This is a genomic window from Gimesia fumaroli (assembly GCF_007754425.1).
In the GTDB taxonomy this organism is placed as follows: Bacteria; Planctomycetota; Planctomycetia; order Planctomycetales; family Planctomycetaceae; genus Gimesia; species Gimesia fumaroli.
This window is the reverse complement of record NZ_CP037452.1, coordinates 5,905,608-5,925,043: the sequence shown is the minus strand read 5'-3', so window position 1 is coordinate 5,925,043 and position 19,436 is coordinate 5,905,608. Positions and strand designations below refer to the sequence as shown.

Annotated in this window: 21 protein-coding genes and 1 tRNA gene; 7 read left to right on the top strand and 15 right to left on the bottom strand. The window is 50.6% G+C overall.

Features of this window, described 5'->3' with window-relative positions; translation table 11 throughout:
* Positions 1 to 44 precede the first annotated feature (44 nt).
* From Enr17x_RS22440 to Enr17x_RS22415, 6 genes are all read left to right on the top strand, one after another.
* Positions 45 to 1,517: a nicotinate phosphoribosyltransferase gene (locus Enr17x_RS22440; protein ID WP_145311926.1), complete on the top strand. Its 1,473-nt coding sequence runs from the start codon at positions 45 to 47 to the stop codon at positions 1,515 to 1,517.
* Between the two features lie 44 nt (positions 1,518 to 1,561).
* Positions 1,562 to 3,544, top strand: a complete 1,983-nt coding sequence (gene nadE, locus Enr17x_RS22435) for an NAD(+) synthase (protein ID WP_145311925.1) — start codon at positions 1,562 to 1,564, stop codon at positions 3,542 to 3,544.
* Positions 3,545 to 3,660: 116 nt separating this feature from the next.
* The gene (locus Enr17x_RS22430) at positions 3,661 to 4,350 is read left to right on the top strand and encodes an NUDIX hydrolase (protein WP_145311924.1); all 690 of its coding nucleotides are present in this window, start codon (positions 3,661 to 3,663) and stop codon (positions 4,348 to 4,350) included.
* A gap of 1 nt (position 4,351) precedes the next feature.
* The gene (locus Enr17x_RS22425) at positions 4,352 to 5,404 is read left to right on the top strand and encodes an ADP-ribosylglycohydrolase family protein (RefSeq protein ID WP_198000746.1); all 1,053 of its coding nucleotides are present in this window, start codon (positions 4,352 to 4,354) and stop codon (positions 5,402 to 5,404) included.
* A gap of 16 nt (positions 5,405 to 5,420) precedes the next feature.
* Positions 5,421 to 6,017, top strand: coding sequence for a bifunctional nicotinamidase/pyrazinamidase (gene pncA, locus Enr17x_RS22420; protein ID WP_145311922.1), 597 nt, complete (start codon positions 5,421 to 5,423; stop codon positions 6,015 to 6,017).
* A gap of 44 nt (positions 6,018 to 6,061) precedes the next feature.
* Entirely contained in the window at positions 6,062 to 6,607 is a 546-nt protein-coding gene (locus Enr17x_RS22415) for an RNA 2'-phosphotransferase (RefSeq protein ID WP_145311921.1), read from the top strand.
* Positions 6,608 to 6,614: 7 nt separating this feature from the next.
* Here the strand turns inward: Enr17x_RS22415 and Enr17x_RS22410 are convergent, their stop codons facing one another.
* Positions 6,615 to 7,073 carry an NADAR family protein gene (locus tag Enr17x_RS22410; protein ID WP_145311920.1) on the bottom strand — a complete coding sequence of 153 codons (459 nt, stop codon included), beginning with the start codon at positions 7,071 to 7,073 and terminating at the stop codon, positions 6,615 to 6,617.
* Between the two features lie 267 nt (positions 7,074 to 7,340).
* Between Enr17x_RS22410 and Enr17x_RS22405 the strand changes: the two genes are divergently transcribed.
* Positions 7,341 to 7,817, top strand: coding sequence for a hypothetical protein (locus Enr17x_RS22405; RefSeq protein ID WP_145311919.1), 477 nt, complete (start codon positions 7,341 to 7,343; stop codon positions 7,815 to 7,817).
* Positions 7,818 to 7,893: 76 nt separating this feature from the next.
* On the opposite strand, the gene Enr17x_RS22400 is transcribed toward Enr17x_RS22405, so the two are convergent.
* The 14 genes from Enr17x_RS22400 to Enr17x_RS22345 form a co-directional block, all read right to left on the bottom strand.
* Positions 7,894 to 9,000 carry a slipin family protein gene (locus Enr17x_RS22400; RefSeq protein WP_145311918.1) on the bottom strand — a complete coding sequence of 369 codons (1,107 nt, stop codon included), beginning with the start codon at positions 8,998 to 9,000 and terminating at the stop codon, positions 7,894 to 7,896.
* A gap of 261 nt (positions 9,001 to 9,261) precedes the next feature.
* Entirely contained in the window at positions 9,262 to 9,432 is a 171-nt protein-coding gene (locus Enr17x_RS29745) for a hypothetical protein (protein WP_198000745.1), read from the bottom strand.
* A gap of 26 nt (positions 9,433 to 9,458) precedes the next feature.
* Positions 9,459 to 9,533: transfer RNA gene (locus tag Enr17x_RS22395), tRNA-Met, on the bottom strand.
* Between the two features lie 192 nt (positions 9,534 to 9,725).
* A complete protein-coding gene (locus Enr17x_RS22390; protein ID WP_232100816.1) occupies positions 9,726 to 10,703 on the bottom strand; it encodes a TRAP transporter substrate-binding protein in 978 nt (325 codons plus the stop codon).
* 103 nt (positions 10,704 to 10,806) lie between these two features.
* Positions 10,807 to 12,069, bottom strand: coding sequence for a TRAP transporter large permease (locus Enr17x_RS22385; RefSeq protein WP_145314106.1), 1,263 nt, complete (start codon positions 12,067 to 12,069; stop codon positions 10,807 to 10,809).
* Positions 12,070 to 12,125: 56 nt separating this feature from the next.
* Complete coding sequence (locus Enr17x_RS22380) at positions 12,126 to 12,656, bottom strand: TRAP transporter small permease (protein ID WP_145311916.1); 531 nt, start codon at positions 12,654 to 12,656, stop codon at positions 12,126 to 12,128.
* The gene (locus Enr17x_RS29740; protein WP_198000743.1) at positions 12,656 to 12,793 is read right to left on the bottom strand and encodes a hypothetical protein; all 138 of its coding nucleotides are present in this window, start codon (positions 12,791 to 12,793) and stop codon (positions 12,656 to 12,658) included. Before Enr17x_RS29740 ends, Enr17x_RS22380 begins: the two co-directional genes overlap by 1 nt.
* A gap of 45 nt (positions 12,794 to 12,838) precedes the next feature.
* Positions 12,839 to 13,783: an ectoine hydroxylase gene (thpD, locus tag Enr17x_RS22375; protein ID WP_145311915.1), complete on the bottom strand. Its 945-nt coding sequence runs from the start codon at positions 13,781 to 13,783 to the stop codon at positions 12,839 to 12,841.
* Between the two features lie 83 nt (positions 13,784 to 13,866).
* Positions 13,867 to 14,262 carry an ectoine synthase gene (locus Enr17x_RS22370; RefSeq protein WP_145311914.1) on the bottom strand — a complete coding sequence of 132 codons (396 nt, stop codon included), beginning with the start codon at positions 14,260 to 14,262 and terminating at the stop codon, positions 13,867 to 13,869.
* Positions 14,263 to 14,302: 40 nt separating this feature from the next.
* Entirely contained in the window at positions 14,303 to 15,598 is a 1,296-nt protein-coding gene (ectB, locus tag Enr17x_RS22365; protein ID WP_145311913.1) for a diaminobutyrate--2-oxoglutarate transaminase, read from the bottom strand.
* Complete coding sequence (ectA, locus tag Enr17x_RS22360) at positions 15,595 to 16,128, bottom strand: diaminobutyrate acetyltransferase (RefSeq protein WP_145311912.1); 534 nt, start codon at positions 16,126 to 16,128, stop codon at positions 15,595 to 15,597. The genes ectB and ectA overlap by 4 nt, the downstream gene beginning before the upstream one ends.
* Positions 16,129 to 16,503: 375 nt before the next feature.
* Positions 16,504 to 17,019, bottom strand: a complete 516-nt coding sequence (locus Enr17x_RS22355) for a MarR family winged helix-turn-helix transcriptional regulator (RefSeq protein ID WP_145311911.1) — start codon at positions 17,017 to 17,019, stop codon at positions 16,504 to 16,506.
* A gap of 152 nt (positions 17,020 to 17,171) precedes the next feature.
* Positions 17,172 to 18,122, bottom strand: coding sequence for a hypothetical protein (locus tag Enr17x_RS22350; protein ID WP_145311910.1), 951 nt, complete (start codon positions 18,120 to 18,122; stop codon positions 17,172 to 17,174).
* 92 nt (positions 18,123 to 18,214) lie between these two features.
* Entirely contained in the window at positions 18,215 to 19,039 is an 825-nt protein-coding gene (locus Enr17x_RS22345) for a glycerophosphodiester phosphodiesterase (RefSeq protein ID WP_145311909.1), read from the bottom strand.
* Positions 19,040 to 19,436 lie beyond the last annotated feature (397 nt).

Sequence of the window (19,436 nt, the reverse complement as noted above, 5' to 3'; positions counted from 1 at the left end):
CGAAAGTGTATATGATACACTAAGTGTTCCGGGGAGAAACAATAATGCTTACAAACATCTATGAAACCTCTTTAGCGCTCCTGACAGACCTCTATCAGCTGACGATGTCGCAAGGCTATTGGAAGTCAGGGCGGTCCGAGCGGGAAGCGGTCTTTCATTTATTCTTTCGGAGCAACCCGTTTCAAGGGGGCTACACAATTGCTGCGGGGCTGGAATATGTGCTCGACTATCTGAAGCACTTTCGGTTCACCGCTGAGGATATTGAATATCTTTCAGAGCTGAAAGGAAACGATGGTGAGCCGCTGTTTGCCACAGAGTTTTTGACCTATCTGTCGGAACTGAAATTTAGCTGTGATCTGGATGCCGTGCCGGAAGGAACGGTTGTCTTTCCGCATGAGCCTCTGGTGCGTGTGAAAGGTCCGATCCTGCAGTGTCAGCTTCTGGAGACGGCATTGTTGAATCTCGTGAATTTTCAGACGTTGATTGCCACCAAATCCGCACGGATTTGTGCAGCGACGGGGGGCGATCCTGTGCTGGAGTTTGGTCTCCGGCGTGCCCAGGGAATAGATGGCGGCTTAGCGGCCAGCCGTGCCGCGTACATTGGCGGTTGTGCGGCCACTTCCAATGTGTTGGCGGGAAAGCTGTTTGAGATCCCCGTTAGAGGGACCCACGCTCACAGCTGGGTGATGTCATTCGATGATGAACTCTCTGCATTTGAAGAGTATGCTCACGCGATGCCGAATAATTGTGTGTTCCTCGTCGATACCTACGACACGCTGGATGGTGTGCGAAATGCGATCCAAGTCGGGCTGAGACTGCGGGAAACGGGCCACGAAATGGTGGGCATACGCCTTGATTCCGGCGATCTGGCTCAATTGAGCATCGAAGCACGTCAGTTGTTAGATGAAGCCGGACTGACCAATGTCGCGATTGTTGCGAGTAACGATCTGGATGAAGCAGTCATCACCAGTCTGAAATCACAAGGGGCGACGATTGCCGTCTGGGGCGTTGGCACGAGACTGGTGACCGCGTATGACCAGCCTGCACTGGGAGGCGTCTATAAGTTGGGTGCAGTAAAAAATGAAGCGGGGGAATGGGAGCCGAAACTGAAATTATCGGAGCAGGCCATTAAAACCTCAACGCCCGGTATGCTGCAGGTTCGACGGTTCCAGAATGAATCAGGTGCTGTTGCCGATGTGATGTATAATGAGTTCAATGCCAGGCTGGACACGGTGGTCATGGTGGATCTACTGGACCCGACACAGCGACGTCCTTTGGGGGGTGATCTGAAAGCCGTGAATCTGCTGGTTCCCGTTGTTCGCAATGGAGACATTGTCTATCGGCACGAATCACTGTCAATAATCCGGGAGCGGGTTGAGCAGCAGCTTGCTTTGTTTCATGTGGGAGTGCGGCGGCATGAGAATCCTCAAGCTTATCCTGTCGGCTTGGAAGAGCAACTCCACGAATTGAAGACAGAATGGATTCATCGGGCGCGTGGCACACAGATTCCATTATGAGACAACAATGATTATTCAACTGCTGAAAATGAATTGACACGACGATGCAACTCATCAAAGTCACAACCGCCGCTCTCAATCAGACCCCGCTGGACTGGGAAGGCAACGTCACCCATATTCAATCCGCGATCGCCGCTGCCCGCGATCAGGGAGCCAGCCTGATCTGCTTGCCCGAATTGTGTATCACTGGTTATGGATGTGAGGATGCGTTTCTCTCAGTGGGCGTTCAGCAAAGGGCGCTACAGGTATTATTGGATCTGGTCCCTTTGACCGAAGGGCTTGTAGTATCACTGGGCCTTCCTCTATTTCACGGCGGAGCTCTTTATAATTGTGCCTGCCTGATCGCCGATCAACAGATTTTGGGCTTTGTTGCTAAAAATCAGCTTGCCGGTGAAGGAATTCATTATGAACCCCGCTGGTTTAAGCCTTGGGATGCCCGCCAGGTGAGCGAAATTGAAATTCAAGGTCGTTCCTATCCGATTGGGAATCTGATCTTTGATTGCAAGGGGGTACGGATCGGATTTGAAATCTGCGAAGACGCCTGGGCCTCACATCGACCCGCGCACGCCTTATCGCAGGCAGCCGTGGATCTGATTTTGAATCCGAGTGCCAGTCATTTTGCCTTTGGTAAACAGGAGATTCGTCGTCGGCTGGTGCTTGAAAGCTCCAGGGCATATGGCGTGACTTATGTCTATACGAACCTGCTCGGCAATGAGGCGGGACGCATTATTTACGATGGCGCCGCGCTGATTGCCAGTAGTGGAAAGTTGTTGGCAGAAGGACGCCGGTTGTCCTTTGCCGATGTTGTGCTCACCACTGCCATTGTTGACGTTGATCTGACACGCATGAACCGCGCCCGGCTGATGAGTTTTCAACCACAGCAAGCTCATCTAACAGCGAATCGTGTGGCCGTTTTATTTTCATTTCCGGACATCGAACCTGAGACGGTCCAGAATAAAATTCCCATGTGGGAACACGGGCCCGCTGTCAAAGAAGAAGAGTTTGCCCGCACGATTGCTCTGGCGCTGTTTGATTACTTGCGAAAAAGCCGTGCGAAAGGTTTCGTGATTTCTCTCAGTGGTGGTGCGGATTCGGCTGCTGCCGCCGTTCTGGTCTGGCTGCTGCTGAAACTGGGGCTGGATGAATTAGGGACAGAAAAATTTCTCTCCAAACTGGCTTATATCGAAAGATTGGCGGAGCTAAAGACAGCCGAACAGATCTTGCCCAGACTGCTGACGTGCATGTATCAGGCCACGCGAAACAGTTCTGAGACAACCGAGCAGGCGGCTGCTTCACTTGCCGAGGCACTGGGGGCGGAGTATCTCAGGCTGGATGTAGATTCGATTGTGGAAGCGTACACCGACATTGTGTCGGAAGCGGTCGGTCGAGATCTCAACTGGGACGAGGATGATATCGCTCTCCAGAATATCCAGGCGCGCGTCCGTGCCCCCGGTGTGTGGTTGGTTGCGAATGTGCGGGACTCACTGCTATTGGCAACCAGCAATCGATCAGAGGCGGCGGTAGGCTATACGACGATGGACGGCGATACCTGCGGCGGACTCTCGCCGATTTCAGGAATCGATAAAGCATTTTTACGTCGCTGGCTGAACTGGATGTGTGAGACCGGGCCGCGGGAAACAGGAAATCTACCGGTGCTCGATTTGATCAATCTTCAGGAACCGACGGCGGAATTACGCCCGCAGAACGCGGGCCAGACAGACGAACAAGATTTGATGCCCTACGATCTGCTGGATTGGGTCGAGCGAGCCGCTATTCGTGACAAGCAGGCGCCCGTGGATCTGTTTCGTATGGCGCGGGTAGAATTTCCAGAATACGCACCCGCACAGTTGGAGGATTGGATTGAACGTTTCTTCCGACTCTGGTCACGCAATCAATGGAAACGAGAACGTTATGCGCCTTCGTTTCATGTGGACGATGAGAATCTAGACCCGAAAACCTGGTGCCGCTTTCCGATTCTCTCTGGCGGTTTCGAGCAGGAGTTAAGCGAAATGCGGGATCTGTTATAATTTCGGTCACATTTTTTGACCGGTCTCAGTTTTTTTGTGAACCTGTTTGTTTTTTGATTGTCAAGGTGTTGTATAGACACTAATATTAGTGTGTTGTATACACTAAAGGTTTGAGAATGAATTATCATTACGAATATCCCCGAGCGGCGCTCACGGTTGACTGCGTAGTATTTGGGCTGGATGAGGAAGATTTGAAAGTCTTGCTGATTCAGCGTGATCTGGAGCCGTTTGAAGGTTGCTGGGCGTTGCCTGGCGGTTTTGTCCGTCTGGAAGAAACGCTTGAAGAAGCGGCCCGCCGTGAATTAAGCGAAGAAACCGGCATCGAAAATGTCTACCTCGAGCAACTCTACACGATCGGCGAGGTCGACCGCGATCCGCGCGAACGCGTAGTAACGGTGGCCTATTATGCTTTAGTGAACCTTGCCGATCACCGCGTGCATGCTGCCACCGATGCTCGAAACGCGGCCTGGTTTGCCATTGAGGATGTGCCCTCGCTCGCATTTGATCACCCGAAAATCTTGAAGATGGCGCATGAGCGTTTGCGAGGCAAGGTTCGCTATCAGCCAATTGGATTTGAACTGCTGCCTGCCAAGTTCACGCTGCGTCAGATTCAGCATTTGTACGAGGTCATTCTGGATCGTCAGCTGGATAAACGCAATTTCCGCAAGAAAATTCTCAACATGGGAATTCTTGTCGAACTGGATGAAGTCGAAACAGACGTCGCCCATCGCGCGGCACGACTTTATAAATTTGATCGCCGCAAATATCGGCGTCTCACCAAACAGGGATTTCACTTCGAGATCTGACATGGAACGTTATTCAAATATATTGGGATGTATTCTTGGTACAGCAGTCGCTGACTCTGTGGGATTGAAGCGGGAAGGATTATCAAAACAACGGGCCCGTCGACTTTACGGCGGACCTCCCCTGAAACAGAATCTGATCTGGGGACGGGGTTTGTGTAGCGATGATACCGAACATACTCTCATGGTGGGGCGTGCTGTGGTAATTTCCCGGGGCGATGTCACTCAATTTGAAAAACAGTTTGCACGAGAATTGAAACGCTGGTTCCTGTGTGTGCCGGCAGGCGTTGGTTTTGCGACACTGAGGGCCTGTCTTAAGCTGCTGGTTGGATTTCATCCGCAACGAAGTGGCGTGAATAGTGCCGGGAACGGACCGGCAATGAGGTCTGCGATATTAGGAGTGTGTGCTGAAGACGAGGAGCATCTGTCCAAGCTGGTCTATTCCAGCACACGCATGACTCATGTGGATTCAAGAGCAGAAGCAGGTGCACTGCTGATTGCACAAGCAGCGCGACAGACAATTCAGGGAGCCGCTTGTAATCCACTCGAGTTTTTGCAGTCCACTGTTTCGACAGTGCAAAACGAAGAGTTACAAAATTCGCTCCGAAGTGCGATCCAACATCTCTCAGTAGGAGCATCACCCGAGCGTTATGCGGAGGCTGCAGGCTGGGGAAGAGGGATCAGTGGTTACGTGAATCAAACGGTTCCGGCTGCCTTGTATTGCTGGGCTTATTCACCCGATGATTTTCGACGGTCGGTGGAAAATGCCGTGATGCTTGGAGGCGATACTGACAGTGTGGCTGCGATTACCGGTGCGGTCAGTGGTGCAAATCTGGGAGCCGATGCCATTCCCGTTGAATGGAAAGAACGCCTGATGGAGTGGCCTCGTACTACTGCGTGGATGGAATTGTTGGCAACGAGTCTGTCGGAAGGATCACTTTCAACAGAAGCTTTGAAACCACCTTCCATGTACTGGCTGGCAACAATACCGCGAAATCTAATGTTTGCTTCCGTAGTGTTAACGCTTGGGTTTCGTCGCCTGTTGCCACCTTATTGAATAGAACAATAGAACGATGAAAGCATTAATCCTGGTTGACCTGCAATATGATTTCCTGCCGGGAGGGCCACTTGCTGTTTCCCAGGGAGATCAAGTCATTTCCGTTGCCAATGAGTGGATGCACCGTTTTGAGCTTGTTATTGCGACGCAGGACTGGCATCCGGAAAATCACAAGAGTTTTGCCAGTCAGCATGATCACAAACAGATTGGTGACGTGATTGAGTTAAGAGGCCTGGAGCAGGTTTTATGGCCCGATCACTGTGTGCAGGGAACACCGGGCGCGGAACTTCACGCTGATCTGCACACGGATCGTATTACGCGTGTCTTGCATAAAGGCACAGATACTAATATCGACAGCTATAGCGGCTTTTTTAATAACTGTCATCAGCATTCCACGGGACTGGCGGAGTATTTAAAACAACGCGCCGTCAATGAAGTTGTGATCATGGGGCTGGCTACAGATTACTGCGTCAAATATACGGCCCTCGATGCGATCAAGCTCGGTTTGAAAACCAGTCTGATCCGGGAAGGGTGCCGGGGAGTGAATTTAAACCCGGGTGACGTGCAGCGCGCCTGTGATGAAATGCAGGCTGCCGGTGTCACACATATCTAATACAAGAAAAAAATCGAAAAGTAAGAAAGAAAAGAGTTAAAAAAATGAACGAAAAAGAAGTACGAAGAAAAAGCAAGTTTCTGAGTCTGGTGCTCCGGCATCAGCCGGAAACGATTGGAATCAGCCTGGATGAATCGGGCTGGATTGATGTCGAAGAACTGTTAGCCTCCATGGCGCGACATGGTAAATCAATGTCTCGGAACACTTTGGAAATGGTGGTTCGAACGAACGACAAACAGCGGTTTTCTTTTGATGAAACGGGGACTCGCATCCGTGCGAATCAGGGGCATTCGATCAATATCGATCTGGGGTATGAAGCCGCGGTCCCTCCAGAAATCTTGTTTCACGGTACACCTCGACAGTTCGTGGATTCGATCGCGCGTGAAGGGCTCAAGAAAATGCAGCGGCATCATGTGCACCTGCATGTAGATGAGCAGACCAGCCTTACCGTGGGGCGCAGGCGTGGGACGCCGGTCTTACTCAGTGTCCGGTCACTCGAAATGCATGAGGCGGGCTGTGAATTTTTTGTGACGCCCAATCAGGTCTGGCTGACAGAAAGTGTGCCGGCGGCATATATTGATTTTCCCTGAGCGGGGATCACTGGCTCTCCAGCCGAAGTTGTTCCCGGACTTCTACCAGTATCCGCCCCAGCATGTTCTTGCCGCTCCCGTCTCCCCCATCTCCCCAGTAAGCATCATTCGTCGTATGCTCCACCAGCTTCGCCTCGCCTGTGGAAAGCAACAGTTCACGAAGATCATCGTGTTGAGTGAATTTGCAGACAACGGCCTTCCGCATGATGGAGTCTTTGACCGACTCCCAGTCTTTTCTGATCGGGCGTTTCCGGTCGCGGCCCATCCGCGCGGCCCGCATCGGCGATTTCTCTTGACGAATGTCTTCCTGGTGTGCCGCATCCTGAAATTTCATCGCCTGAAAATAATGCTCCGAGGTCGGCCAGCATTTTCCATCTAACTGAATCGGGTACCCGGCAAAATTGGAGAACTCCCCGTACGGTTCCGTCACGCTGTAAAAATTGATGACATGGGCTGGTTCTGACATGGTGGTCGGCTTGCTCCGTTGACATGACATAAAAAAGTGAAAAAGTTTAGAAGATAGACTCGAAAGGTGACACGCAGCATTTTGTCATGGTTCATGGCATGCCTCTATTTAGCGATACTTTGATGACGGTATCAGAGTGAACAGTCAAGCTCAACATCATAGAAAAGTTCCCTATCCGAAATGCGCAGAAATGCGTTAAAGTAATAGAAGAGGTCGAGGTGTGATTGAGTATTTTCAGAGGGCATCCAGGCTATAGGAGCAAGAACGATGAATAGTCTTGCCATTTATTATCACACGCAGCGGGGGCCGCTCTGTCTGTTTATCTATGCGGCCGCGGGGCTGCTGTATCTGGCAGCATGGTTCACGCGGAACGAGCCGCCTCGACCCTATCTGTGTCTCTATTTCTTCGGCATCGGACTGCTGCTGAGCGTCGTAGCGACCGGTTTCCATCATTTGACGGTGGCCGATGAAATCGATCGGCTGCGGATTCGCTTTGGTCCACTGCCACTCTTTCAGCGGTCCGTTTTGTATGAAGACATTCAGAGTGCCGAAGTCGGCCGCACGACGATTTTGGATGGCTGGGGCATTCATCTCAGTTTTCGTGGCGGCTGGGTCTGGAATCTCTGGGGGCGCGACTGTGTTGTACTCAAACTTCGCAAGGGAACCTTGCGCGTTGGCACTGACGACGCGGAGAATCTGGCCGCATTTGTGAAAAGCCGGATTTCTATCAAAGAGGAAGATTGAAATCCGTTCCGTTGAATGAAAAAATCCCGGGGTCGATTTCTCGAACCCCGGGGAGCAGATGATGCCATCTGACATTCTACAGCAGGTTGACCACTCGATCTGCCAGGCCCTTTTCGCCGAGGACGATGTTGAGCTTGTTTTTCGAAGCGATCTTTTCCAGGACTTCCAGTTCCCGCATTCGCATCAGAACCGGGTTGTCCTGCAGCAGCTTGGCCGTGTTGACCTGGCTGCGGATTGCCGCCGTTTCCTCACGGCGTGCGATCAGGTTGGCCTCGGCTGCTTTTTTGGCCTCCGTGACCTTGTTCATCAGGTCCTTCATCTCGCCCGGCAGGATGACATCACGAATGCCAACCGAAGCGATTTCCAGACCCAGTTCACCTGCACGACGACGAATGCTTTCCTCAATGTCGCTCGCCAGCGCATCCTTTTCCGTCAGGAAGACGTCCAGCTCACGCGCACTCAGGACCGCTCGCAGCACCAACTGCGTTTCACGATACAGCGCCTGCCGCATGTCGTCGGTCTGGCTGACTGCTTTTCGCGCGTCAGTCACTTTGTACGTTACCGCAGCATTCACGCGCAGTGTCACTTTGTCAGCCGTCATGATATCCTGACCGTTGACGTCGACTGTGGTTTCCCGCATGTCGATTTCAACTATCAGCGCATCAGACTGACCCAGCCAGAAGGCATAGAGCCCCGGAGCTAGAGTGTCGACATACTGACCGTCAATAAACAGAACCCCCACGCGGTCACGTTCAACCGTGCAGATATCGAGATACTGCTTTGCTAAAGGAGACCGAGCGATCAGCTTCAAATCAATGTGCTCGAAGCGGGCCTCGCGTGTATCGACCACTTCAACCCGAACTTCTTTCTGGCCTGTCCAGTAAACATAAGGGCCGGGTGGCAGAATGTGGCTGAATCGATTTTCAATCCAGACCAGACCGCGTTCGTGGTCTTTCAGGTCCAGCACGATGGCGTGCCCCTGGAGCGCTTTTGATTTTACAATCAGGTCCAGGTGCTGATGAACCAGTAAGGGTTCGCGCAGCGAGATCACATCAACGTAGAAGTCTGAGAATGGTTTGAAGTACCAGTACGTTCCTTCGTTGAGCAGTCCCTGGAATTCTCCATTCTGGAACAGTAGCCCCAGTTCGTAGCTGCGAATTTCATAGCGTTTGATACCAAACATCTCATACCTCCTCAGGGATAATCCCTGGACCTTTCCGCTCCTCTCGGTTGAGGAGCACATACATAAAAAGCGGTTTCAGTACCGCGGACAGTTCGATAAAGACACCTTTCGAAGACAGAATGTTCGCCGATCACACGAGCGCATCGCGGAGTCCGCTTGAGTGAACGTCTTCCATAGCGTCTACACACCGTCACGCTGTTGTGCTTCGTCCTGGTCTCCTGCAGGATTCCAATCGGAAACGCACATTGATTCGATGTGCTTTCAAAATGGAAGCACGAACACGGTATCCACGTACTGCAAGGCGTCGCCACGTGCTGCTTCGGGCAATGTTTCTGATCTGAGTCGTAAGCGATTCAGAAACAGTTCATCACACAAAGCCGACCGTGAAACATCTGTCTTCGTCCGGTTTTCTGGGTAATGCTGTTCAAGCATTTGGTGAACCGGCGGTGGGCCGGCTCTGGAGTCGGAACGGGACTCGAACCCGTAACTTTCAGATTATGAGTCTGATGCTCTGCCATTTGAGCTATCCTGACGTTGACATCACCTGGTTTAGAACCCATACACGGGACGTGCGGCACCCAACCTGATTCGGTGGCCCGCACGCCGCTGGACAGACGACATACAACGGTTCCCACTTGGACAATCAGGGACAGACCGTGGTTCGGGAAAGTTAATGAAGTTTCAACGAAACGGGGGAAGCGGTTTGAGAATCAAACGGGTCGGGGCTAATCGTCTTGTGCTTCCAGGGCCCGAATTTTCGTTTCGATCATGTCGAGCAGATGTTCTCCGTCTTCACCGGTCATTTCGCTGAACTGCTCCCGTACTGGCTGACTGGCTTGACGGAATAATTCGCGTTGTTCGGGTGTGAGTTCAATGACGATTTTCAGCTTAGGTTTATTCTCACGAATCAAGTCCAGACGCTCACGGTTGAACTGTTTCTGTACTTCAAGAATGTAACCGTTCAATTCGTTGACGACTCCTGTGATCAATTTCTGGCGTTCCGGGGGAAGTGAGTCGAAGAATTCCCGATTGGTGACCGAAGTGGAAATGAACGGGGCATGCCGGGCGAAGATCATCCAGTCCGTGACTTCATAGAAACTCATTTCCTGAATGGCAAACACTGGATTTTCCTGGCCGTCGATCATATTCAACTGCAGTGCTGAATAGACTTCGGAATAAGGCAGGGGAGTCGGGCTGGCCCCGTAGGCTGCATAGGCGGCGAGCAGTAACGGTGAGGTCATCACACGCATTTTGACGCCTTTGAAATCATCGGGGGTCTGAATCGATTTCTTGGTCGTCCAGACCTGCCAGCCTTCCGAGAAGATGGAGAGTAGTTTCAAATTCTTGCGAGCGTAAAGTTCGTTGAACGTTTCCCGCAGCTCGGGATCTTCATTCAGAACTTTGTTATTGATTTCGTCATCGTCCGAAAAGAGGAAGTGTAAGAGAAAGACCTGTACTTCAGGTATCAGCTTGCCGAGATGCCCCGGGGACGCCATGGCAAATTGAATCACGCCCATATCGACCAGTTCGGTAATCTGATCTGATGTTCCGAGCGTTCCATAAGGGTAAATCGTAACTTCAATATTTCCTTCGGAGCGTGCTTCGACGAGTTCCTTGAATTTGAGTGCGTATTTGTGCTGGACGCTGCCGACGGTTTCTTCAATTGCAAAGCGCCACTGAACCGGTTTTCTTGATTGCGACATCGTTTCTGAACTGCAGGCAGGTAGCAGGGCAATCAAGGTCAAAAGACTGACAGTGAGGAAAGATCTATAAAGAGGCGAAAGATTCATGTCGTGTCCACTTCGATCAACCAAAGGCAAGATTGCGCAGAAACAGGGAAATGCCGGGGAAGGCAATCAGCAACACGGCTGCAAATAACAGGATGGCAATAAATGGGGGAGTACCTCGAATGACTTCAAGATAGGGGCGTCGGAAGATGGCAATCGCCGTAAAGATATCACAGCCAAACGGAGGCGTCGCGGACCCGATGGCGACTTGCAGTGTGACGACGATTCCCACCAATACGGGATCAATACCGGCGGCAGCGGCCACAGGATGGAAGATGGGAGTCAGGATCAAAATCACTACGATCGGGTCGACAAACATGCAACCGATGAAATAAGCGATGGCAATTGTCAGCATGATCGTCCAGTAACCAGAGGCGGCAGAGAGCCCCAGCCAGTCATTGATGAGTGCATCGGGTAGCTGTGCAAATGAGATCACCCAACTGAAGGCGGCTCCTGATCCTACGAGGATAAACACCACGGCTGTGACTAAGCCGGTCGAAAGGGCAATTTCCGGGATGTCTTTCAGCGAAAGTTCGCGGAAAAAGAGGATTTCCAGAATCGCAGCATACAGCACCGAAACGGCTGCTGCTTCTATGGGGCTGAATATTCCTGAATAGATGCCGCCAATGATGATCAGGGGGAACCCCAGCGGGAGCAGGGCGCGTTTGGCTGCTGATTTGCGTGTGGATGAATCAGCTTTGGGTTGTCGCGGAATCTGCATCCGTATCGAAGCGATCCAGCAATAGACACAAAACAGGAACAGCACCAGCAGTCCGGGGCCGATTCCGGCGATAAACAGTTCCCCGATCGAAGTGCCGGATACAACGCCATACACAATCATGCCGATACTGGGGGGAATGAGCAGGGCGATATCGCTGGCATTGATAATCAGAGCGGTAGTGAAAGAATCAGAATAGCCGGCTTTTAAAAGCTGCGGACGTAGCGGCCCGCCTATCGCGACCACGGTGGCCTGTGTTGAACCTGACATCGCACCGAACAGCGTACAACTGATGGCGCTGGCAATTGGCAATCCGCCGCGCAGGTGTCCCACGAACGCCGTCACAAGATCCAGTAACCGATTCGCCGAGTGTCCGCGCGTCATAATGTCGGCAGCGAAAATGAACATCGGAACGGCTAATAACGCAGCCGGTTTAATCCCGCCGATCATTTGCTGAATCAGGACGGCCGGTGTGACATCCGGATGGAAGACCAGTAGAACAGCGAAGGCTGCTGTAATGAGCGGGACCTTCATTGGGAATCCGGACATCAGCAGTATGAGCATAACCCCGATGATGAGTAACGCTTCCACGGAATTACCTCTGTTCGGAAAAGTTCAAGTTACACTTCTCCGATGACAGGGGATTCATATTCGTCTTTCTGATTGAACGAAATATAAACGTCGGGAGAAATTACGTTACGCACAGCCGTTAACGTGTATTGGATGGCGGAAAACGTGAAACCCAGTGGGACGCATAAATAAACCAGATACAGGGGGACCTGTAAAACGGGAGAGACCGTCTCGAGGAAATAGACGGTGGAAATATACTCAAATGAGTACCAGGTCAAAGCAAACATCAACAGTGCAGTGAAAATGCAGATGAGAATCATCAATCTCTTCTGCCAGCGTTTGTTGAGTTGGTCGTAGAGGGCCGTCATCCGAATGTGTCTGCCGCGGCTGGTCGCATAACTCAGACCGATGAATGTGACGATGATGATGAGAAATTGAGAGAGTTCGCCGGTGAAGGCCAAGCTGAAGCCGAGGAACGCGCGACAAAATACATTACCGATAGACAGGACGGCAATCGCGATGATCGACCAGGCAAGTAGAAACGCTTCAATACGCTGTATGATTTGGGAGAGTCGGTGCATCACAGGCCAGCCTTGGATTTGGGGAGCGTATCAGGATAAATGATCGTCCCGTGATTTCCGATATGGGATTCGAGGCGGATCGCACTCGTATAACAGAACGCGAACTTCATCGAAATTTCAGAAGATGAGACTGGCATCAAGGTCGCTTTCCTGCTGGTCGTTGATAAAACGGGACTGCCTGATTAATCATGAGTGATGGTTTGTGGTACAATCGGTTCGCAATCTTCACGCGATGCGATGAATTCCGGTCTTTGGTTCTGGTTGCCAAAGGGTTGGACCAGATAGTTTGATGTGCTGTTGTAAACAAAAAACAGATTGGAACGTGGCAGTGGGGTAATATTACTGTTGGAGCCATGCATGATGTTGCAGTCGAATAGAAGAATCGAACCTGCCGGGCCAACGCCTTGCACGATGCCGTATTGGTTTACCATTTCATCCAGCGACTGGTGATCCGGAATACCGACTTCCTGACGACGCAATGAATTCTGATAGTGGTCATCGGGAGTCTCACCGACGCAGGCAATATACTCTTGCTGAGATCCGGGAACCAACATCAATGGTGCATTGAATTCGTCGTTCTGATCCAGGAGTAAGGAGCAACTGACGGCACGCATGCGAGGCATTCCGTCTTCAACGTGCCAGGTTTCGAAATCGGAATGCCAAAAAAATTCTTTGCCGGCAAAGCCTGGTTTTAGGTTCACACGCGACTGGTGAATATAGACCTCACTCCCGAGAATCTGATTTGTCATCTGGACAATTCGTTTGTCAGATGCCACTTTGGAAAACAGGGGGCTGATTTCTGGTCTGTGAACGGAAAATAATGAGCGCAGTTCAGAATGATCTGGTTCCAGAATCGCTTCGGGTTTTTGTTTCGTTTCCTGGCAATCTCGTAAGGCAGACAGTTCTGCACGAAATGCTGCCACTTCATGATCTGAGAAAAATGCGGGTAAAATCAGGAAGCCATCACGCTCATACTGATTCAACTGTTCCTCGGTCAGCGGGCCATCTTGTGCAGTGCCATAGACCACCGGGTCCTGCCTGTCTAACGTTTCCGGATATGATTTCACTCGGGAAGGATAGAGATCTTCGAAGTTCGTCGTGGCAGCTGGTGTGGTTCTCGCGGTCATCGCCTTTCCCTTTTCTCGATGTGGCCACGTATCTGTTGTTTCTTGATTTTATGTGTCGTGCCTGCAGATGAGACAATCTAAAATCACGCGTCAGTCGCAGCAGCAGCCGGGTAGGCGCCGTTTTCATCATGGACTTCCTGCCCGGTAACGGGTGGGTTAAAGACACAGATCATGCGCAGCTGCGTTTTGGCTCTTAACAGATGACGATCATTCTCATCGAGCGCATACATCATGCCGGGAGAAATCGGATGCGTGGGGCCATCGGGGATGAGTTCAATCTCGCCTTCCCCTTCAATGCAATAGACGGCTTCCAGGTGATTCTGGTACCAGATTTCCGTTTCGGTTCCCGGATGAATAATCGTATCGTGCAGGGAAAATCCCATGTTTTCATTCGCGAGCAGTAACCGTCGGCTATTCCAGGTTTTGGCCTTGATATCGCGTTCGGTTCCGAGAATGTCATTCAGTTGACGTACAATCATGATGTATGGCTCTCTTCTTATCTTATTTTCTATACTGAGATCAGTCTGCGTGTACCAGACCCAGTTCTTCCAGAATGCTGTCATCGTTGAGTACCGCTTTGAGGCTGTCCGCAACAATATCCAGTCCTTGCAGAAGTTGGTCATCTTCGATGGTTAATGGCGGGAGAATTTTCAAGACGTGGCTGTCTGTGCCACTGGTTTCGATAATCAATCCGCGTTCGAATGCCGCTGCCGAGATTTTTTCAGGTAACGCAGGACATTCCTGGCAGGCCAGTCCCCAGATCATGCCGGTACCGCGCACTTCCAGTTCAACGTCGTTCACGTTTTCCGCAATCTCTTCCAGTCGATTCTTAATCAAGGCTCCTTTTTGAAGGACTTCGCGTGCGAAGCGGTAATCGCTCCAGTACAGTTCAATCGCTTCGGCTGCTGAGACAAAAGCCAAGTTGTTGCCACGGAAGGTTCCGTTGTGCTCACCTGGTTCCCATTGATCCAGGTCCGATTTCATCAGCACCAGCGACATGGGTAAACCATAGGCGCTCAGAGATTTCGAAAGCGTGACGATGTCAGGTACGATGCCCGCTTTTTCAAAGCTGAAAAAGTTCCCCGTTCGTCCACAGCCAACCTGGATATCATCGATAATCAACAGAATGCCGTGTTCCTGGCAGAGTGTTTCCAGTTGTTGCAGCCATTCTGTACTGGCGACATTCACACCACCTTCGCCTTGTACCGTTTCTACAATCACGGCTGCAGGCAGGTCCAAACCGCTACTGCTGTCTTTGAGAATAGTTTCAAAGTATTCCAGTGTATCCATGTTGGAGCCCATGTAACCGTAGTAGGGCATAAAGGTCACATTATTCAGTGGAGTACCTGCGGCATCACGAAAATGGCTGTTTCCCGTAGCGGCAACTGATCCCAGGCTTACGCCATGAAAACCATTGGTGAAGGAAATCACGTTCGTCCGTCCGGTTACTTTTCGCGCCAGCTTTAATGCGGCTTCAACCGCGTTTGTTCCTGTTGGTCCAGTGAACTGAACTTTGTAATCGAGTTCCAGTGGCGAGAGAATTCGTTTTTCAAATACTTCCAGGAAGCGAGCTTTCGCATCCGTTTGCATGTCGAGTCCATGTAACATTCCATCTCGTTCCAGGAACTCGATGAGTTTCGCTTTCAGTTTTGGATTGTTATGGCCGTAGTTTAAGGTTCCCGCGCCCGCAAGAAAGTCGATAAATTCGTTACCCTCAGCATCGCGCAAATTGGCGTTCTGGGCTTTAGTAAATGTGGTAGGGAATGAGCGACAGTAACCGCGAACGTTTGATTCGAGTCGGTTGAATATAGTCATGATACTGGTGATTTCTCTCCGTAATTAGGTTTTAGTGAGAAGGGGCCAATCTGGTACAATTCTTCGGGTTCGTGTTCTTCAGCTTCACCAAACAATTCCGAAGAAAAGCCATTACAAGTTCGGCACTCCGTGTTAAGCCGTTTTGCGAGTGAGCGAAACAGCTTTTGGGACGATTGATTCGAGGGAGTAATCGTCGTTTCCAGGTAATTCACATGGGAGTTGATCTGGCGGGATAGCAGAGCGTCAAGCATTCGCGATGCAACACCGCAGGAACGCGCGCTGCGATCAACGGCGGCTTGCCAGATGAAAATTGTGTTCTCTTGTTGAGGAGGGTGATAAGCAGAAAGAAAACCGACGATTTTCGAATCGGATTCTGCAATCACGCAAGTGTCATGAAAATCACGACACAACAAGAGCGAGACGTAATGGGAGTTAACGTCAAGGGGGGGGCAACTCTTGATCAGGTTGGTTATTGCGAGGGCATCGGTCAGCCGGGGCTCGCGAAAAATCAATTGGGTGGCCTGTTCCATTGGGCTATTTACTTATCAGCTTCTGAGAAAAATTCTCGTTCGATAAGATATTTAGTGTCCAAAATATATATGGGGGTTTATTTCTTCATTGCTTAATAAATTAGTTTGTGACCAATAAAAGGCGTTTTGCTCTTTTATTCAGTTAAAATGCTTTTATGTATGGTGTTAAGGAAAATTCTGTATTGAACTAACAGAACGTATGTTCTGTTTAAAAGCTTTGTGTGCAATGTTTTGTATGCAAATAATATGGGAATGTCAACCCCTACTATTTTTAAATGCACATGAAAGTGACATCTCACTACTTGAATCGGAGTGACTCTGAGTGCAAAAAGAATGCGCAGAAAATGATGTTTGAGAAACCGAGAGAGCGAGTGATTACTCGTTTAGGTAAGCGGTGTTTTCGTCTTCTGCAGTCGGTGTGACTTCACCGGCTGACAAGACGGGCGATGCATCGATATCTTCTGCGTCCATCATGGAAGCGATCCGCTGTAAGGTAGACAGCATCTGGGTCTGTTCCCATTCCTGCAGTCGCAGCAGTTCACGCCGAAATCGGTCTTGTAACAGGGAAGGAGCATTTTTCAGCATTGCCTGACCTTCTTCGGTGAGTTCGACAACAACCGTACGTTTGTCCGTACCTCTCCGCGAGCGGGAAACGAGGTTGCGTGTTTCCAGTCGACTAAGAATACCGGTTATTGTGGCCTGACTTAGATGAATTGATTTTGCGAGTGCCCCTACCGTGATGGGTTGCATACGGGCGATGGTTTGCAAAGATGCCAATTGGGGGGCTGTGAGTCCGATTTCCTGCATCAGGCCGCGGGAGTGTAAGTCAATCGCACGCGTAATTCGTCGCAGCGCGACTAGGACCTGATCCTCAATGCTGAGAGGCGACATGGGATTCTCGATATTTTCAATAGATAAATAAAGCGCAGAGCAAAGCGTACTCGATATTATGCACACAAAGCAATTGTTTTCAACTTGGTTCGAGACCTGATGTAAAAAGCGATCTGAACAAGACGCACGACCGTTGTTTGATGGAACTGCGCTTAGGCCATCAAAAACAGAAACGCCTCGTCGGCTTTTTGCTTTGTATTGTCATTTTCGATGAAACGCCGGATCGTGTAATACCCATACAGTGTTTTGATGCGGTGTGTCAGGCGGGCTTCATCCCGTTTCAGCATGCCTTCCCAATAAGCTGGCTTGCGGGGATCATGTGCGGATTTGACCTGCGCTCCAAGCTCACTCTCGACATTTGGCAGTGAACGCCACAAGCGGATGTGCTGATGATGCGCTGGTAACGCCAATTCAGCCACCTTTTCATAGCCGAAACGGTTCAGTTCGGTAATTGCAGCGGCATGGTTGATGATATGCCATAACCCGCCGAAGCCCTGCTTCTTGATCGCAGCGCTTGAAATCAACTCGGCGATTGTTACATCGACCATACCTTGAACGGAACCGTACATGGGAAAGTTGTCGATCTCAGCAAGCTTGATCTGTCTGCCGGTCCGCCAGCCTTTCTCTTTGCCGTAATAACCACGGCCGGCATGTGCTTTGTTGAAACCCGCGGTCAATTTACGGATACCCTCAATGATTTGAGGCGTGGCAAAATCACTGTGGTCATGCAGTGCACGGATGCCGATGGAAGCGAAAATAATATTATGTCCCGATTGCCGGGTCTCTCCGACATTCTTTTGCAGGGTTCGCACAATTGAGTTGATTGCGGCTTCATTGGATGCTTCTTTGGGGTATGGCTTGAACAGCTCGGTGGGCGTGATGCCTGCTTTTTTCGCGTTGAACCAGAATGATTCCTCACCCGCGATAATGCGTTTCAATTCTCCGGTGATACCGATGAAGACTTCATCGGGGAGCTGACTCTGATCTTCGCCGAAGAAATATCCGGCGGCGACCGCAGCACCCAGATGCCCGGCCATCTCTCCTGCCTGGTGTGAATGGGCCAGTCCGCAGACGCCTTTATACAGATATTCGAACTCAATCATGGTTTTGCGCTCCCGTTGATCTTGTATTATATCAATCATCGCTTATCGGTTGATGGTGGTCAAGCAATTTACGGATGCGAAACCTTTTTACTTTAGTTTCTGGCTGCTTTCTGTTTGAGTACAGCCCGTAAGTCCAGAGGAAAGTCGGTGAGAATCGCATCAATGCCCACCGTCGCTGCTTCTTGCCAGTTTTTGGGCATCTTCCCGCCTACGGTCGGTCCCGCGATGAAGGCCCGTTTGCCGGCTGCATGCACGCGTTTGATTTCTGAAGCGGAAGGGATGTAGCGGACATAGACCCAGTCGGCACTGGTGTCGGCCAATGCCGCAGGAAACTCAGTTGTATTATTGGCGACGGCTGCTGTTTCGGCTTTCGCAGAAGTCGCTTTGATGTTAGCGCGGACCTGGGGTTCTTGAATTGTTCTGCCGATGAAAATCAGGTGGCTTAAGATATCATGTTTTTTTGCGAGACGAACGACGTCCTGTTCGACGTTCGCATCTTTGAAATCGACGGCGATCAAAATCGGGTGTTGGTTAAAATCAGAGGCCAACTGCAGAACCTGCTCTACCGTTGGCACTTTTTCACCTGCGAAGCGAGGATCAAACCAGCTTCCTGCGTCAAGCTGCTTGACTTCTGCCAGTGTCAAGTCACTCACGTTTCCGGAGCCGTTTGTTGTGCGGTTGACAGTACTGTCGTGGATGCAAACCAGATGACCGTCTTTTGTGCGCTGTACGTCAAATTCAAAACCGAGCCGCAATTCCAGGCACGCTCGGAAATTCGACAGCGTGTTCTCAGGGGCGGCTTTTAACAGTCCTCGATGTGCGACGATCAAAGGTGGAGCGGCATTGGCAGAATGGACGTTCAGAGTTAAGCAGAGAACTGCAATTGACGGAATCAAAAATGGAAAAAGCCGGCTCATGTTTGCTTACTTTCTTCGTGGTTGCAATTGGTGTTTTCGTTCAAACAGATGGATTCAGCCTACTTCTATAGAAGCAATTGTTCAATCATCTGAATGTGAAATTTGGTGGTCTGAAACGCTAACTCAAAAACCTGCTGGTATTTGGAGATCGTTTCTTGTCTAAAAGCCTGGGATGTCTAGAATTTGACGAGAATCATTTTGGGGGCAGACGGGCGTAAGTTTTGTGGGAGGTCATGTCGGAAATGGACGATAGATAATAAAAGCTTGCTACAGCGGTTTAGTCGTCATGTGTTTATGTTATCTGTGGTTTCCAAATACTTCGTATACGAAGTATTTGGGCTTTGTTCTTTTTCTGCTGGAGAACGTATTAGCAGGTTCTGTTGAATGTTTCGCAGAG